Source organism: Paenibacillus taichungensis (assembly GCF_047302525.1).
GTDB classification, from domain to species: Bacteria; Bacillota; Bacilli; order Paenibacillales; family Paenibacillaceae; genus Paenibacillus; species Paenibacillus taichungensis_B.
In genome coordinates this window covers 3,875,495-3,891,677 of record NZ_CP168020.1, presented here as the reverse complement: position 1 = coordinate 3,891,677, position 16,183 = coordinate 3,875,495, and the positions used below count along the sequence as shown (strand labels likewise).

14 protein-coding genes and 1 riboswitch are annotated in these 16,183 nt (G+C 44.8%); of the genes, 11 read left to right on the top strand and 3 right to left on the bottom strand.

Features of this window, described 5'->3' with window-relative positions; translation table 11 throughout:
- The first annotated feature begins 127 nt into the window (after positions 1-127).
- The 3 genes from glgB to ACDJ58_RS17270 all read left to right on the top strand — a co-directional run bounded on the left by glgB (position 128) and on the right by ACDJ58_RS17270 (position 5,368).
- A complete protein-coding gene (gene glgB / locus ACDJ58_RS17280) occupies positions 128-2,149 on the top strand; it encodes a 1,4-alpha-glucan branching protein GlgB (RefSeq protein ID WP_413372115.1) in 2,022 nt (673 codons plus the stop codon).
- Positions 2,146-3,588 carry a glycogen synthase GlgA gene (gene glgA / locus ACDJ58_RS17275; protein ID WP_413372114.1) on the top strand — a complete coding sequence of 481 codons (1,443 nt, stop codon included), beginning with the start codon at positions 2,146-2,148 and terminating at the stop codon, positions 3,586-3,588. Before glgB ends, glgA begins: the two co-directional genes overlap by 4 nt.
- 73 nt (positions 3,589-3,661) lie before the next feature.
- A complete protein-coding gene (locus tag ACDJ58_RS17270) occupies positions 3,662-5,368 on the top strand; it encodes a NosD domain-containing protein (protein ID WP_413372113.1) in 1,707 nt (568 codons plus the stop codon).
- A gap of 89 nt (positions 5,369-5,457) precedes the next feature.
- Here ACDJ58_RS17270 and ACDJ58_RS17265 read toward each other — a convergent pair whose 3' ends face one another.
- Together ACDJ58_RS17265 and ACDJ58_RS17260 are read right to left on the bottom strand one after the other, a co-directional pair.
- Positions 5,458-7,209: an alpha-glycosidase gene (locus tag ACDJ58_RS17265; protein ID WP_413372111.1), complete on the bottom strand. Its 1,752-nt coding sequence runs from the start codon at positions 7,207-7,209 to the stop codon at positions 5,458-5,460.
- A gap of 245 nt (positions 7,210-7,454) precedes the next feature.
- Positions 7,455-8,630: a M20 family metallopeptidase gene (locus tag ACDJ58_RS17260; RefSeq protein ID WP_413372110.1), complete on the bottom strand. Its 1,176-nt coding sequence runs from the start codon at positions 8,628-8,630 to the stop codon at positions 7,455-7,457.
- A 181-nt stretch (positions 8,631-8,811) separates the two neighbouring features.
- Between ACDJ58_RS17260 and ACDJ58_RS17255 the strand changes: the two genes are divergently transcribed.
- The 3 genes from ACDJ58_RS17255 (at position 8,812) to ACDJ58_RS17245 (ending at position 12,128) form a co-directional block, all read left to right on the top strand.
- Complete coding sequence (locus tag ACDJ58_RS17255; RefSeq protein WP_413372109.1) at positions 8,812-10,278, top strand: ABC transporter substrate-binding protein/permease; 1,467 nt, start codon at positions 8,812-8,814, stop codon at positions 10,276-10,278.
- Complete coding sequence (locus ACDJ58_RS17250) at positions 10,265-10,987, top strand: amino acid ABC transporter ATP-binding protein (protein ID WP_413372108.1); 723 nt, start codon at positions 10,265-10,267, stop codon at positions 10,985-10,987. Before ACDJ58_RS17255 ends, ACDJ58_RS17250 begins: the two co-directional genes overlap by 14 nt.
- A 285-nt stretch (positions 10,988-11,272) precedes the next feature.
- Positions 11,273-11,469: riboswitch (cyclic di-AMP (ydaO/yuaA leader) on the top strand.
- A 2-nt stretch (positions 11,470-11,471) separates the two neighbouring features.
- Positions 11,472-12,128 carry a 3D domain-containing protein gene (locus ACDJ58_RS17245; protein WP_413372106.1) on the top strand — a complete coding sequence of 219 codons (657 nt, stop codon included), beginning with the start codon at positions 11,472-11,474 and terminating at the stop codon, positions 12,126-12,128.
- Positions 12,129-12,259: 131 nt separating this feature from the next.
- Here the strand turns inward: ACDJ58_RS17245 and ACDJ58_RS17240 are convergent, their stop codons facing one another.
- On the bottom strand, positions 12,260-13,048 hold the full coding sequence (locus ACDJ58_RS17240; RefSeq protein ID WP_413372105.1) for a polysaccharide deacetylase family protein: 789 nt from the start codon (positions 13,046-13,048) through the stop codon (positions 12,260-12,262).
- A gap of 147 nt (positions 13,049-13,195) precedes the next feature.
- Between ACDJ58_RS17240 and ACDJ58_RS17235 the strand changes: the two genes are divergently transcribed.
- The 5 genes from ACDJ58_RS17235 to ACDJ58_RS17215 all read left to right on the top strand — a co-directional run bounded on the left by ACDJ58_RS17235 (position 13,196) and on the right by ACDJ58_RS17215 (position 16,126).
- Complete coding sequence (locus ACDJ58_RS17235; RefSeq protein WP_413025261.1) at positions 13,196-13,540, top strand: hypothetical protein; 345 nt, start codon at positions 13,196-13,198, stop codon at positions 13,538-13,540.
- A 129-nt stretch (positions 13,541-13,669) separates the two neighbouring features.
- A complete protein-coding gene (locus ACDJ58_RS17230; RefSeq protein ID WP_024634017.1) occupies positions 13,670-14,341 on the top strand; it encodes a PspA/IM30 family protein in 672 nt (223 codons plus the stop codon).
- 95 nt (positions 14,342-14,436) lie between these two features.
- A complete protein-coding gene (locus tag ACDJ58_RS17225) occupies positions 14,437-14,838 on the top strand; it encodes a DUF350 domain-containing protein (RefSeq protein WP_063562809.1) in 402 nt (133 codons plus the stop codon).
- Between the two features lie 23 nt (positions 14,839-14,861).
- Entirely contained in the window at positions 14,862-15,368 is a 507-nt protein-coding gene (locus ACDJ58_RS17220; protein ID WP_163757911.1) for a DUF4178 domain-containing protein, read from the top strand.
- 11 nt (positions 15,369-15,379) lie between these two features.
- Positions 15,380-16,126 (top strand): DUF4247 domain-containing protein, encoded by a 747-nt coding sequence (locus ACDJ58_RS17215; protein ID WP_072733273.1) that lies wholly within the window; start codon positions 15,380-15,382, stop codon positions 16,124-16,126.
- The last annotated feature ends 57 nt before the right edge of the window (positions 16,127-16,183 follow it).

Here is a 16,183-nt window from a genome sequence, read left to right as displayed (position 1 = left end):
CGATGTATACTGTAAAAATCCTGAAAAATTACAACATTTTTTTAGACACCGCATTTTTCCTTTCAACTTGGCTAGAATGGGGTAATGGTTACTGTTACATCTATTTTCTGGAGAAGAAGGTGATCTCTTGGCCATTCAACCATTGGCAAACCCGGAAATATCGCCGGAGCATATTTATTTGTTTCATGAAGGAAACCTTCATCACAGTTATCGAATATTGGGCGCACAGCCTGCGATCGAAGATCATCGTCAGGGATATCGCTTTACCGTGTGGGCTCCTAATGCCAAAGAAGTAGGTCTAGCGCTTGATCGCAATGATTGGAAAGGTGAACAGGAACCATTATATAAGATACCCGATTCTGGATTTTGGACTCGTTTTTTTCCGGAAATCAGTGAAGGAACTTTATACAAATTCCGTATATTAACGGAAGAGGGGACCGAATTGCTTAAAGCTGACCCTTATGCTTTCCAGGCTGAAGTTCGTCCGCGTACGGCATCTGTCACCAGCTCCATTGAAGGTTACAAATGGAATGATGGCGCGTGGAGACGCAAACAACGAGGCGTGTATAACAAACCTCTACATATTTATGAAATGCATGCTGGAACCTGGAAACGAAAAGAGGACGGTACTCTATACAGTTATCGTGAACTTGCGGACTTGCTTGTTCCTTATTTATTGGAGATGAAATATACCCATGTTGAGATGATGCCCCTGAGTGAACATCCTTACGACCTTTCGTGGGGGTATCAGAACACAGGATTTTTTGCGCCAACAAGCCGTTACGGGCAGCCTAAAGATCTGATGTATCTGGTTGATACTCTACATCAGGCAGGCATAGGCGTATTGCTCGATTGGGTCCCCGCACATTTTGCCAAGGATGCTCATGGCTTGCGTTTGTTTGATGGAACGCCTTTGTATGAATATGCAGATCCACTGTTAGCAGAGAGACCAGGCTGGGGCACCCTCAGCTTTGACTACTCTAAACCCGAGATTCGTTCTTTCTTGATCTCTAATGCGTTGTACTGGATGGAGATGTACCATTTCGACGGACTTCGGGTCGATGCGGTAACCAGTATGCTTAAGTTGGATTTCGAAAAGCAGCCAGGACAATACCGAACGAATAACGAAGGTGGCCTGGAAAACAAGGAAGCTGTTGCTTTTTTGCAGCAGTTGAATGAAACGGTCTTTAAGTACTTTCCCTATGCGCTGATGATGGCAGAAGAATCCAGTGCATGGCCGATGGTTACTTCACCAGTAGATCAGGGTGGGTTAGGGTTCAACTACAAATGGAACATGGGTTGGATGAACGATACACTTGATTACATGGAATCGGATTTTCACGAACGTCCTTCCAAACATCATTTGCTGACATTCCCGGTCGTATACTCCTTTACTGAAAATTACGTGCTTCCTCTGTCTCATGACGAGGTCGTTCATGGCAAAAAGTCGCTCCTAGACAAGATGCCAGGAACATACGAGCAGAAATTTGCCGGCATGCGTGCCTTCATGGGGTACTTTATGACATTCCCAGGCAAAAAACTGCTGTTTATGGGTGGAGAATTTGGCCAGTTTATCGAATGGAAAGATGAAGATCAACTGGACTGGTTTTTGCTGAACTACGACAGTCACCGTAAACTCCACAAGTTTGAACGGGATCTGTCCGAGCTATACTTGGGCGAAAAAGCTTTGTGGGAGCTTGATCATTCCTTTGAGGGTTATGAATGGATCACTCCGGATGATCAGGACCAAAGTGTCATTTCATATGTGCGCAAAGGAAAAAAATCTGCGGATACACTCCTTGTGCTCATTAACTTTCAGCCAGTCAAGCGGGAGCGTTACCGGATTGGTGTCATGCGTCCCGGTATGTATACCGAAGTTCTGAACAGTGATCATTCCGATTACGGCGGATCAGGCATTATCAATGATATGCAGCTTACTACAGAAAAGATTCCTTTTCATGGGCAACCACATAGTCTGGAAGTTGTTTTGCCACCGCTAAGTGTAGTTATTTTAAAAAAGAGCACACGTCGGAAAACGGATGCATTGCCCCTTGAAGTTCAATCCGTCAGAGCAAAAGTCAGTACCACTAAAACCAGTAAAACAAAAGACAGCACTACAGTTAAACCTAAAAGGAGGACGAAGGCATGAATATTCTATTTGCTGCTGCTGAAGTACATCCATTTATCAAAACAGGAGGCCTTGCTGACGTCATCGGCGCATTACCACAGGCACTAAAGAAGAGTGGGGCAGATGTTCGTGTCATTTTACCCAAATACAAGGACATTCCTGATGAGTATAAAGAGGCGATGGAGCCTGTCATCACAACAGATGTTCCTCTTGGCTGGCGCAGACCGTATTGTGGAATAGAGATGCTGGTCCATGACGGGATTCCTGTCTACTTTGTGGACAATGAATACTATTTTGGACGGGATGGCGTGTATGGGTATATGGATGACGGGGAGCGTTTTGCCTTCTTCAATCGTGCTGTTCTCGAGGTGTTGCCGCAAATTGAATTCAAGCCGGATGTGCTACACAGTCACGATTGGCACGCGGGTATGATTCCTTTACTACTGGAGGCTCACTTTGCTCATGATCCCTTTTATAGTGAGATGAAAACCGTTTTTACGATACATAACCTGTTATATCAAGGTGTGTTTCCACATGATTTATTCAGTGATTTGCTTGAGCTGGATGATCGGTATTTCACGGTGGACGGGGCAGAATATTATGGCAATGTCAATTTCCTGAAAGCAGGAGTCGTTTTTGCGGATCATGTAACAACCGTCAGCCCTACCTACGCCAAGGAAGTACAAACCTCCTACTATGGTTATGGTCTGGATGGATTGCTCAGTTCATTGGGCGATCGTTTCAGTGGGATTGTCAACGGTATTGATACTAAGAGTTACAACCCGGCAGCGGACAATAAAATTGCGGTTAAATACAGAACTAGCCTGTCCAAGAAAATCGAGAACAAGATCGAGCTGCAAAAGGAATTAGGATTGCCTGTACGTCCGGATGCTCCACTTATGGTGATGGTTACAAGACTTGTGGATTCCAAAGGTTTGGATCTGGTATGTCGTGTACTGGATGAATTATTGTACTATGACGACATTCAATTCGCAGTATTGGGTACCGGGGATCCGGCTTATGAGCACTGGTTCCGTGAGGCAGCTAATCGTTATCCGCTGAAAATGTCTGCTCAGATTACCTTCAATGATGGGTTATCCCGCCGTTTCTATGCCGGCAGTGATCTGTTCTTGATGCCATCAAGGTTCGAGCCATGTGGCATTAGCCAGCTGCTTGCACTCCGTTATGGCAGCGTACCACTTGTCCGGGAAACAGGGGGTCTGAACGATACGGTGCAGGCATACAATGAATTCAGCGGTGAGGGGAATGGATTCTCCTTCACCAGCTTTAACGCCCATGACATGATGAACACCATTCGCCGTGCTGAAGAATTTTACCGTCAGCCAGAGCACTGGAAAAAGATCGTGAAAAATGCAATGAGCGGAGACTACAGCTGGAACGTCTCAGCTGAAGAGTATATGGATATTTATCGCCGCATAACGCTTGAATCTGTGAAATAGATTTGCACAAATGAGCCGCAGTATATCGTACTGTGGCTTTTTTGTACGATCATAAGGAGGAGGCGAATTTAAAATGAACAACTACATTAATTTTACCTCTACTTACAATCCTAATTTGCAGGCTTTAAGCAGTGCCGATGGGTATAATGCCGTCAAAATGAATGAAATATTTAGCCAGATCATGGGTAATATCGCCGCTGTGCAATCCACGCTGACAGGCAATATTATTGATGTTAGGAGTTTTGCTCCGGGAGATGGAAGCGATCAGACAGTCCAGATCAAAGCTTTTTTTGACGCGGCACAGGAAGGTGATGTTTTATTATTTACGCCAGGGCACTATAAAGTTGTCAAGATGGGCTGGTTCTATATGTTTAGTGGAAGATCTGTCATCATCAAGGCGTTGCCAGGAGCAATATTGGAGGTCTCGGATCAGGGAATCCGAATTGAAGGAAGCAATCATGTAGAGATTAGTGGCGTGACTTTGGTTCGTACGACTCAAGCAGCTTGGAGTAAAAACAAGACAGGTTTATACATCGAGAATTCAAGCAATGTATTGTTGCAAAATAACGATATTAGTAAATTTACCGATGGGATTGGAGTCAATGGTTCCAGCAGTCAAGACAATCCCGCCCGAAATGTCGTGATAAGAAACAATAAACTTCATCACTTGGGAGAAGAACCGATTGCAGTTCGGAGTCATTTGGTTTTTGTGGTGATTCGTGAGAATGACTGTTACCGATATCTTGGGGATGGCATACTGGTCAAGGGAACTTGGCATGTTTCGATCACCGATAACTTTCTGCACACTCCTGTATTATCCAGTGATTCAGATTATGCTGCTTTTTCAGGCGGACAACAAGTGAGTAATATGCCTGCAGTCGGCGGTGGGATTACCTGTAACAATGAGGGAGGCGAGACTGGAGCCAAAAATCTGCATATACATGGCAATAGCCTGATTGGAACAGCTTTTGGTGTGGGGCTTATCGGTTTCGAAGGCGCCTTTGTAACCTCCAATGTCTTTAAGGATATCAAAATCACTTCTGTCATTTCGGTATCTTTCTTTCCCTCCAGATACAATCCCAACGGTCTAAGCAACCATCTGTTTGTAATCCAGGGCAACCTGATCGACACCATCTCTAGGTCAAGTGCTACTGCTGCCATTGAAGCGAAAACCAGTATAGGTGCAGAAGGCATGGACATCGGAATTATCTCAGAGAACATCATCATTCCAAGAGGAAAACACTGGGGAATTGTCGCGGATGGTCATATCATCGTAAAAGGCAATTACATTGCACAAGCGGGCATAGCCATGGATATTGCCAATGGAGTGATTGCATCGAGCAACATCATTGAGCCCGGCTTTGAAACTGCTAATCCTGACCGAATGGTCAGTTTGCATAATGATTGTACCTTTTCTCATAATTCAGTTGCAGGAAAAGGTACATGTATTCAATTACGTGGCTCCAATAATATCGTAACTGGAAATCGCTTAAAATATGAGGGAACATGGTGGGCAGTGCATCTGGACATTGTTAATAACACGGTGGAAGGCAACATCATAAGAGATAATATGCTGATAGTTGCGGCAAGTGCGACGGGACGTTATCTCTTTGGCGCAAGTCCCTTTACAAATGGGAAAAACGTAGTCGTTGATCTGGTTAAAGATAATAATGGAACGTTATATCAATTAGTAAACGAAATTGTCATGCTTGGTCCAAATTCTACGCGGTGGAGAATAACCATAGATGCAAAAGGGGATTTGAAAACGGCGAAGTTATAGCTTTAGTTCAGCTCTTCGTCAGAAAACTCCTGAAGCATCTGATGATTATTATAGGGTCATTCATTATTTCAGGAGTTTCCTGGCAGGTATTAGCTCGGTTCTAATTGTCTATACAAAATACGGTATCCGTAAGGATCAAGTTTAATATTCATCATTCCATTGGTGGGAACAACAGCATCTTCGGTTAGGGCATCCTTCCAGTCCTTGGTTTCCATCGGATGTGACAGGGTACGTTCTTGCGGAGTATTGTTCATCCACACCGTAAAGTGAAGAGTGTCATCCATACGTTCATAAATGATGCATGGATCATTGTGATCGGCTTTCAAAAAACGGAAGCGGCCTTTGCGCAGAGCTTCATTACTTTTCCGCAAATCAATCATCAGGCGGTAGAAGTCATAAAGCTCCTGATCTTGCTTGGCAGGATCCCATTGCATGCATTTACGGCAATCTGGATCACCTTCTCCGCGTATACCAACCTCATCCCCATAGAATATACAGGGCGTACCAATATAAGTGAAAAGAAACACAACCGACAATTTTAATCTGCGTTTGTCTTCTCCAGCCCGAGTAAGAAGACGTGGGGTGTCATGACTGCATAGCATGTTGAAGATGACTTCATTCGTCTGCTGCGGGTAACGCATAATGAGTGATCCCATCTCGTTAGCGAAGTTATAACCATCCATAGAGCCACAGAAGAATTCAAGCACCTTGTCAGCAAAAGGGTAGTTCATTACGGAATCAAATTGATCTCCCATAAGCCATGTCAGGGAATCACTCCAAACTTCGCCTACAATATAGGCTTCCGGATTGGCGGTTTTGACTACTTTGCGGAAATCGCGCCAGAAATGGTTATCCACTTCATTCGCAACATCGAGTCGCCAACCGTCGAGTTTAATCTCCTTGATCCAGTATTCAGCCACATCAAGCAAATAGTCTTTTACTTCGGGATTAGCGGTATTGAACTTGGGCATATTGCCATAAAACCCAAAGGTATCGTAGGTTGGTATACCATCCTTGATCTGCACCGGATATTCATTGATATGAAACCAGTCTGCATATTTGGAGTTTTTGCCGTTCTTCAGGACATCCTGAAAAGGAGGGAAGTCTTCGCTGCAATGGTTAAAAACTGCATCTAGCATGACACGGATTCCGCGGCGATGACATTGTTCTGCTACTTTTTTGAGCATTTCATTGTCCCCGAATTGAGGGTCTACTTTTTTATAATCAATGGTATCGTATTTATGGTAGGAGTTTGCTTGGAACAATGGAGTAAAGTAAATGGCATTAACACCGAGTTTAGTCAGATCATCCAGGTGATTGAGCACACCTTGCAGGTCTCCGCCAAAGTAGTTATCCAGTTCAGGTCGGCCACCCCATTCCTGGATTCCTTCCGGGTTCAGGTCGGGATTTCCATTGGCAAACCTTTCGGTCATGATTTGGTAGAACACGGCTTCTTTGGCCCATTCGGGAACCTTAAATACATCAATTTCATGAATGTAGGAAAATTCATAATATCCTCCTGTAGGGTACGGGGGAGCATAATGAATTCCGTTATCAGCCAAATATATATTTTCGGTACCAGCGGTAATACGGAAGATGTAAGTCAGACGCTTAAATTTGGGCTTAACTGCAGTTTCCCAATAATCAAACATACTGTCTGAAGCCGCTTTTTCCAATTGAATTTCCTTATAGGTTCCATTCCAATCGTATTTATCACCAGTCAGTGCAGTCACATATTGTACATCGTCTCTCTTCGTTCGTACGCGCAGGTGAATCGTCGAGGGATTATAAGCATAAGCCCATTTATCGCGGGGAACGTGATACATCGCTTCGAGCAGCATGACAACACCTCCTGAACTCAAGATAAAGTTATAGCTATAAATAACCAAGTTAGACAGCATGTGAACCATTAGTTCAGCCGCTAAATGTAAGTATTTCAACATTTTTCAACGTTTTCTTTTCACAGCATTTCCAGCTTGTGTCCGTATATACGTATTTATGATAAACAAAAAAGGTGTTCTGTAAGACCTGAAATGCAGGTCCTGCAGAACACCCTGCTGTTAATACGCAGCAGTTTACGAAAAATTTAGCGACTTGCTTGCTTAAATTCTGTTTGAATGGTTTGCAGCAGTTCAGGCTGTGTAAGAACATCATAAGCAGTTGCAGCAAGTGCCTTGGCTCCAAGGATCATACCATCCAGGGCCCGTTCCTGAAGCGCCAGATCACGGAATTCAATGGAATGAAGCGTATGAACTTCGTCCACCACACGGATATAAGGATGGATCGCAGGACAACGCAAGGATACGTTACCAATATCCATGGAACCATGGTCGTTACCACTCACGATCTCTTCTTGAGAAATGCCGAGTTCAAGCAGATTAGCACTAAAAGCAGCAGATAACGATTCATTCGTGACCATCTCATCATAGGAAGTCTCATAATTGGATGTAACAAGCCGGCATCCGGTTTGCAGAGCAGAACCTTCCGCGATCTGAATTACGCGTTGAGTGAGAATATTCAACTCTTTTCTCGTCGAGGCACGCACATAGAATTGGGCAGAAGCGTAGTCAGGTATGATGTTCGCTGCCTGTCCTCCGCTATTGATAACCCCATGAATACGAACTGTGCTTTTCACTTGTTGACGGAACGCATTAATGCCGTTAAACGTCTGGATAACCGCATCCAGGGCATTAATGCCTTCATGTGGACTTGCAGCAGCATGTGAAGATTTCCCATGGAATTCAAATTGTACGGCATCAATAGCCAGGGAACTGCCAGATTTCTCATAGGCGTAGTAAGGGTGAGCCATTAGCGCGACATCACAGTCGTCAAATAACCCTGCTTCAGCCATAGGCACTTTAGCGCCGCGCGTTTCTTCCGCTGGTGTACCGAACACTTTTAATGTTCCGCCGACTTCATCCAGTATGGACTTCAGACCTACTGCAGCTCCGAGGCTCATCATACAGATTAGATGGTGCCCACAAGCATGACCGATTTCCGGTAGTGCGTCGTATTCACATAACAGGGCAATAGTCGGACCTGGCTTGGAAGCTGCATACGTTCCGATGAATGCGGTGTCCAAGCCAAGGACAGGAGCTTCTACGGAAAAACCATGGTAGGCTAGTTCTTCTTTTAACCGAGCAGAGGCGAGGTATTCTTCGTTACCAAGTTCGGGATTGGCACCAATGTATGATGAAATCTCCTTAAAACGGGAAGCATATTGATCAATTACAGTTGAAATTTGTGTTTTGGTATGTGTCATGGTGGACTCCTTAAGCAAAAATGAAAATAATTCAATAATTATATCATAGTTGCGGTTATTTTTCAGAAACTAGTCAGGATTTGTAATGTCGAAATGCATTGCATAATCATGCATTCTACTTTATAATGACTCAGGCATCAACAACAGAAAGCATACAAAGTATTATAAGGGGAGAACAGGGTTGAAATTGATTAGTCGTTACACCATGATGCTGCTAGCTCTTGTGGTCTTGCTAACTACGGTTGCACCTGTTGCGTCGGCAGCGGGAACTACAGGCAGTTCAGGCAGTTCAGGCAGTAAAAAGCTGGTGCTCGGTACAAGTGCCGATTTTGCACCATATGAATTCCATAAAGTGATTGATGGTAAAGACCAAATAGTCGGATTTGATATTTCGATTGCTAAAGAAATTGCTGCCGATTTAGGCGCAGAGCTTGTAATAGAGGATATGGGTTTTGACGGACTTCTTCCTGCGTTACAGAGTGGTCGTGTGGATATGGTCATCTCGGGAATGACACCAACGGATGAGCGTAGACAAAGCATTGACTTCTCCGATACCTATTATAAATCAAAGCAAGTCATCATGATTCGCAATGCGGATAAAGATAAATATCCAACCATGGCTGATCTGGAAAATGAAAAAATAGGTGTCCAAAAAGGCTCCATTCAGGAAACGATTGGCCAGGGAATCCCAGGCGCAAAACTGACAGCGCTTGATAAAATATCCGATATCGTGCTGCAATTGCAGACTAATCGTGTAAATGCTGCAATCGTTGAGGATACGGTAGCTGCCGGTTATCTAGATGATGTTATTGGACTAGCTCCCGCTATTCCGGATGAGGAGCAGGCCGAAGCGGCAATCGGGATTCGTAAGGGCAATACGGAATTGCTGAATGCAGTGAACGGAACGCTCGAACGTCTGAAAAGCGAAAATAAAATCGATCAATTGGTTACGGAAGCAAGCCAGATGATGGCAGAGAAGAGTAAACAAAATATTTTTGAAGTATTTTGGCAATACAAAAGCTTTTATGCCACGGGATTAGGGTACACATTGCTGCTTTCTGCACTTGGTGTATTTTTCGGTGTTATCATCGGTCTAATCATCTGTTTGTTCCGTCTGCATGACATCGCCATTTTGCGCTGGATCGGAACAGCTTATGTTGAGCTCATTCGTGGGACGCCAATGCTGGTGCAATTGATGATTATCTATTACGGTGTTTCATTGACCTTTGGAATTAATTTCTCTGCTCTTCAGGCGGGGATTATCACTCTATCCATTAACAGCGGTGCCTATCTTGCTGAGATTTTCCGCGCAGGTATACAGGGTGTGGATCGCGGCCAACTGGAAGCAGCTCGTTCCCTGGGGATGGGCAGAGGTGCGGCAATGCGCTTCATCGTGCTCCCACAAGCGTTCAAAGCGGTGTTGCCGGCGATCGGTAATGAGTTCGTGACCATTATCAAGGAATCCTCCATTATCTCCGTTATCGGTATGGTGGACATTATGTACCAAGCAAGTGTGGTCAAAAATATTACGTATCAAGGGATGAATCCATTCCTGATTGCGGCAGCCATCTACTTTGTGCTGACGTTCATTTTGTCCAAGCTGCTGGGTCGACTGGAAAGGAAGTTGAGTGCAAGTGATAGACGTTAGACAATTATATAAATCCTATGATAAGAACGAAGTGCTTAAGGGCATTAACGTAACGATTGGCAAAGGTGAGGTTGTCGTGGTCATCGGTCCGTCCGGATCGGGGAAAAGTACCTTTTTACGTTGTCTGAACTTACTGGAGCAGCCTACTTCCGGTGAGATTGACTTTGAGGGAGTTTCGATCACTGACCCCAAACATAACATTAATGCAACTCGTGAAAAAATGGGGATGGTATTCCAGCATTTCAATCTGTTCCCGCACAAAACGGTGCAGCAGAACATTACGATTGCTCCCATTAAAGTGAAAAAACAGTCTGCACACGAAGCGGAACAAATCTGCGCAGACTTGCTCAAGACGGTTGGCCTGTCTGACAAAAAGGACGCCTTTCCAAATCAGCTGTCCGGTGGACAAAAACAACGGATAGCCATTGCAAGAGCTCTTGCGATGCAGCCGCATGTCATGCTGTTTGACGAGCCTACTTCTGCACTGGACCCTGAAATGGTCGGTGAAGTACTGGATGTCATGAAGCGGCTTGCAGAGGGTGGCATGACTATGGTTATTGTAACGCATGAGATGGGCTTCGCACGCGAAGTGGGTGATCGCATCCTGTTTATGGATGGTGGGGTTATTGTAGAAGAAGGAACGCCTAATGAAGTGTTTGGTGAGCCTAAGCATGCACGTACACGTGACTTCCTCGCTAAAGTGCTCTAATACATCCAAGTCATTAAGGATGAAGATCAAGATGAAAATACAAAATCTATACTGCGGATGAGAATTTCATCCCCTAAACAATCCCTGTCGACGATTAGTCAATAGGGATTGTTTTGTTATGTAAGGATACGCACGGATTTACATAAAAAGTAACGTTTCTGTCATCAACGATATAAGCCCAAACAGAAATTTTTTTGAAAAAGTCGCTAGAATTCAGCATAAATGTTGAAGTGAATTAGCCAGATGGTAACATTTACTACGACTCTTGGTTACAAAATTGTGATATATTTGTTCCTGCCGAAACTTCCGGAGTTGGGAGTGTGGGGGATGTAACGATGCAAGGTGTGCTTGGGGAAGAATCATTTGCACACGGCTTGGGGTGAATTAGGGCTACATAAATTTTTAATGTAATTGAACCTATAGGGTGGTTTCCTCCATCCGAATCCGACAACTAACTTCGCAGGCATAATGAGGGAGGAAGACCATGATTAACAAGAAACGTATAGCCAAAACAGCAACAGCTTTGCTGACAGCAGCAATGCTCATTCAGGCCGTTCCGGCTCATGCTGACTCAGTTCATATGGCCAAAGAGGGGGATACCTTCTACACCTTATCCAAACAATATGGAGTTGGACTTAACGCTCTTATTAAAGCTAACAATGATATCTCAGCTTACAACATTTATGGCGGTTTGAAAATTACGATTCCTGGTAAAACAACGAACACAGCTTCTGCTGCAGCAGCTAAAACGGTAACTGCCGCAAGTCTTGACGTTAACGCGGACAGTAAGGTTGTTCAAGCCTGGGGGAAAACGTTTGATTACAGCAAAGCTGTCGACGTCAAAGCAACAGCATACTCCGCGGATGCTTCCGAAAATGGAGGATGGGGTGCTGTGGATTACTTCGGTAATCCGCTTGAATTGGGTACCATTGCAGTAGACCCAAGTATCATTCCATTGGGTACAAAGGTACTGGTGACAGGTCATACACATCCAGGACTGCCAAAACAGGCATTTGTCGCTACGGCTCGTGATGTGGGCAGTGCCATTAAAGGTCACAAGATCGATATCTTTATTCCTGGCAGCAAGCAATCCGTGAGTACATTTGGTATTCAGGATGTTGAACTTTACATTTTGAAATAAAATCAAAGCGAACTTCACATCATCATATGTGACTCCAACTAAATCTAAATTAAACAGTAAAGGGTGTTCTCCAATCACGATAATGTGATTGAAGGACACCCTTTTGAATATCCGATTGCCGTAATCTAAACCTATTTACCCTTTGGCAGTTCCAGCATTTCGTCCAAAGTCACCAGCTCGTACCCGCGGTTTCGTAATTCCTCGATAACTTCAGGCAACGCCTCAATGGTACCACTCAGCTTTGATCCTACACCGCCTCCTGCATGCTGCAGAACAATCGAGCCCGGTTTGACGGCGGACAGGATGTTTTGCTTGACTTCCTCTTTGGAGAGGCCCTTCCAGTCCAGAGAATCGACGTTCCAGTTCACAATGCTGTAATGTTGTTTGGCTGCCCATTGCAGCTGTTGCTCGTTAATGTCGCCATAGGGTGGACGAATCATTTTGGGAGTGTAACCCGCCAGATTTCGAATAATATCCCCGGTATGTAAGATTTGTTTGCGAAATGCATTCATGGATAACTTACTGAACTCCGGGTGATTGTAGCTGTGGTTGCCCACAATATGCCCTTCCTTCACCATGCGTTTCACTAAATCCGGATGTTTCTCAGCGCGATTTCCCACAATGAAAAACGTAGCCCGCACCTTGTATTTTTTTAGAATATCCAGTACCTGCGGTGTGAACCTTGGATCAGGTACGTCATCAAAAGTCAGAGCGACCTTTTTTGTTGAGGGGCCATTGGTTTTGAACGTATCCGCATATTTCTGTCTGAGTTGTCCCAGAGTTAACTGTTCTTCTTCAGGAGAATCAGACTTCGAAGCAGGTTCGGCTTGCGGGCTTGAAGAAGCCCATAACTGAGCAGGAGCATAACTTCCTCCCAGAAGAATGACCATGATGGATAACATTATGAGGCGTATACGCATGTTCGTGCCTCCTTTTCCAAAATTGCGTTCTCTTTGGTATGCCCGGGGCCATCCGTATTTATGCATGATGTGAGATGTTTCATTGCTGATTCGCTAAATCGGAGCCATAATTCCACCATATATATAGAAAAGGACAGGTGGAGCAGGATGAGTACATACGACTTAAACTCCGTTCGTTTACAGGTGATTGAGGCAGGGGAAGACAAAGTGTTTATGGTAACTGGAGGAAGATCACATATTGGAGCAGTAGCAACATTTTATCCAGACCGTGAACGAGTGAGTGGGGCTACGGTGCATATTCCAGGGCATAAAGAACAAGAGTTGTGTGAAAGGCTCGCACGTAAGGCTGCCCTTCATTTAAAGGTAACCGTAACCGTAATAATGGGGATTCACTTTGATGCAATTACGCGGATGCAGATTGATGAGATTGTGCAGACTGCAGAGAAGCTGCTTGATGAAGAGCTGTGCCAAACGGGTCGATTGATTCAATAGTTCCATATAGGCTAAGCAGGCTAAAATCGTTTTTTATGATTTTTTTTGTTAAAATTGAAACGAGTAGAACATTGCCACGTATGTATGATTATATACAAGGATGAACTATCGACTAGGAGGAATACCATAATGTCCATTTTCAAACGATTGCGCGATTTAACGATGTCTAACATTAACTCTATTATTGACAAGGCAGAAGATCCGATCAAGATGACGGATCAATATATCCGAGATATGCAGGAAGATCTGGAAGACGCGGAGAAAGCTGTTGCTGCACAGATCGCCATTGAGAAGAAATTCAAGCAGCTGTTCGAAGAACAGGAAGCTCTCGTGAAGAAACGTGAGGAGCAAGCACATACAGCAGCACGTGCACAGAATATGGATTTGGCTCGTCGGGCACTGGAAGAGAAAAAAGTCGCTGAAGAGAAGATGGCCGAATACAAAACAAGCTATGATCAAAACAAGGCTTCTGCCGATAACCTTCGTGGCAAGCTGGACGAAATGCGTAAACAATTGACCCAAATGAAAAATAAACGTGAAACATTGGTTGCGCGCTACAACGCTGCAAAAGCTCAAACCGAAATCAACAAGGCGCTGAACGGATTTGGCTCCGATACTGCAAGTGCCGGCATGAAGCGTATGGAAGAAAAAATGATGCAGATGGAAGCTCAGGCTGAGGCCAGCAATGAAATGTCGTCCAAAGGAAAATCGCTGGATGATGAGTTTGAGAAGCTTGGCAAGGATCAGGCTGTTGAGGATGAACTGGCAGCATTGATGAAGCAATACGAAAATAAGAACTAAACCTTGTAAGCAAGCAGGGGTACCAGCGGAGGAGAGACCAGCGTTTCTCCTTCGCTTTTAATTGCGGTTCATGTTGAAATGTGGGGGCTATGTAAATGGATTTGAACATTTTGGCAATGCTGGTCTGGACGTTATCGGGTTCGGTTTTGCTGTTTGTTTTAATGTATGTGGATTCTTTGTTCACGAAGTATAAGGATTTTGCCGAAGTGAAGGCGGGCAATATGGCCGTTACGACTCGTATGGTTATGAAGCTGTTTGCTCAGGGATATGTACTCGCCACCTCCATTTCGACAGCGGGTCATCTTGGAGAAGCGTTGTTGGTATCCGTTGTTTCATTTATCATTTTGCTGATTCTGGAGAGTGTGGTTCACTTTATGATTCGGAGATGGGCCAATCTGGATCTGGATACGGGAATACAGCAGGGCAAGACAGGTTACGGTTTGTTCTCGGGTGCACTACATATCGTGGGCGCATTAATTATTGCAGCTTGTTTATAAGATAAAGAACAGGAGTAATGGGCATGAGTGTGTGGAAACGGATTAAAGGTATACTAGCCAAACCTGAACCGCCCCAGGCAGAGAAAACAATGCTTCAGCTGGCACCTGGTGATATCTGTGAGGTTTCGCTGGTCACCTATGAAGTTGTTGGGCGGGTACATCATCGAGCACGGAATGCGGCTGTCCTCACGTTGCAGGATGGTACGGCAATCCGACATTTGCATATTGAAGAACGGGAAATGACCCGGTATGCCCTCTATACACCAATTGATGGCCGTCTTGATGCACCAGACGAGGTGCCTACGTTGCTGGATCTGGATGGACGTGCGTATCATCTGGAGGAAGAATACGGAGGAATGGTAACCACTGCAGGCAGGACACCCTATGGTCAGGCTGGGGAACAATTAGTATGGCAATATCAGTCTGATGATAACATGCTTTTGCGTGTGGAGTGGCAAGACAGAAGATTTACGCTGTATGAGGGTGAGTCCATTCTTCCTGCGGATATCAAAGTGATTCGTTCGAGCTAGGAGAGGTTCCAATGAAAAAGCGCTTGGCACATGGATTAAAATTAATGCTGGTCCTCAGCCTTGTGATGTCGCTGCTGTCCGCGTGCGGAGCACCTTCCGTTCAGGACACATATCCGCTTGAATCGGTCAGTGGCAGTGGTAACACGACATCCTATGTGTACCGAGCTGCCGATCGTACCGTTCCAGAGGTTGCTCAGGAATTATCTGAACAGCGGAAGCCGGATCAGATCTCGGCGGAAAATACAGAGCGGATGTTCCTGGTGTATCAGGACCAGTATTATCATTTGCAGCAAGACCCGAATAAAGCGGAAGACACCTTGGTTGAGGTGGATTCCAAGGAATATGTTCGGCAGAATTATGATTCGTCCTTTTTGCAAGGTTACTTAACTGCAACATTAATCGGTAATTTGTTTGATTCGTTTGGGGGTAGAGGGTCCGGTACGTATCGGGGTTATACGAACAAGGACACGTACAAACCAAGTGAAGGTTCCTATCGGACACCGACGAGTAAAGATAAAAAGGTTGCTCCGCCGATTACCGTTGACCGGAAAGGGTCAATTACCCGGCGTGGTAGCGATAAGGATTCCAGCGTAGGCTCCGGTGGAGGATTATTCAGCCGAAATAAGGAACAAAGCAAAGGCACAATTGATCGTAATAAAAGTAGTGGCGGCCTTGGAGGATTATTTGATTCACCGAAGAGCTCTTATAAAAAGCCCAAAACGAGGGTTGGCGGTGGCCGAATCATGAGGCGTAGGTAGCACTTCTCATGAATGGGGCCCGCAATATCAAATCATTCGCAGAAGAACAGTGAAAAG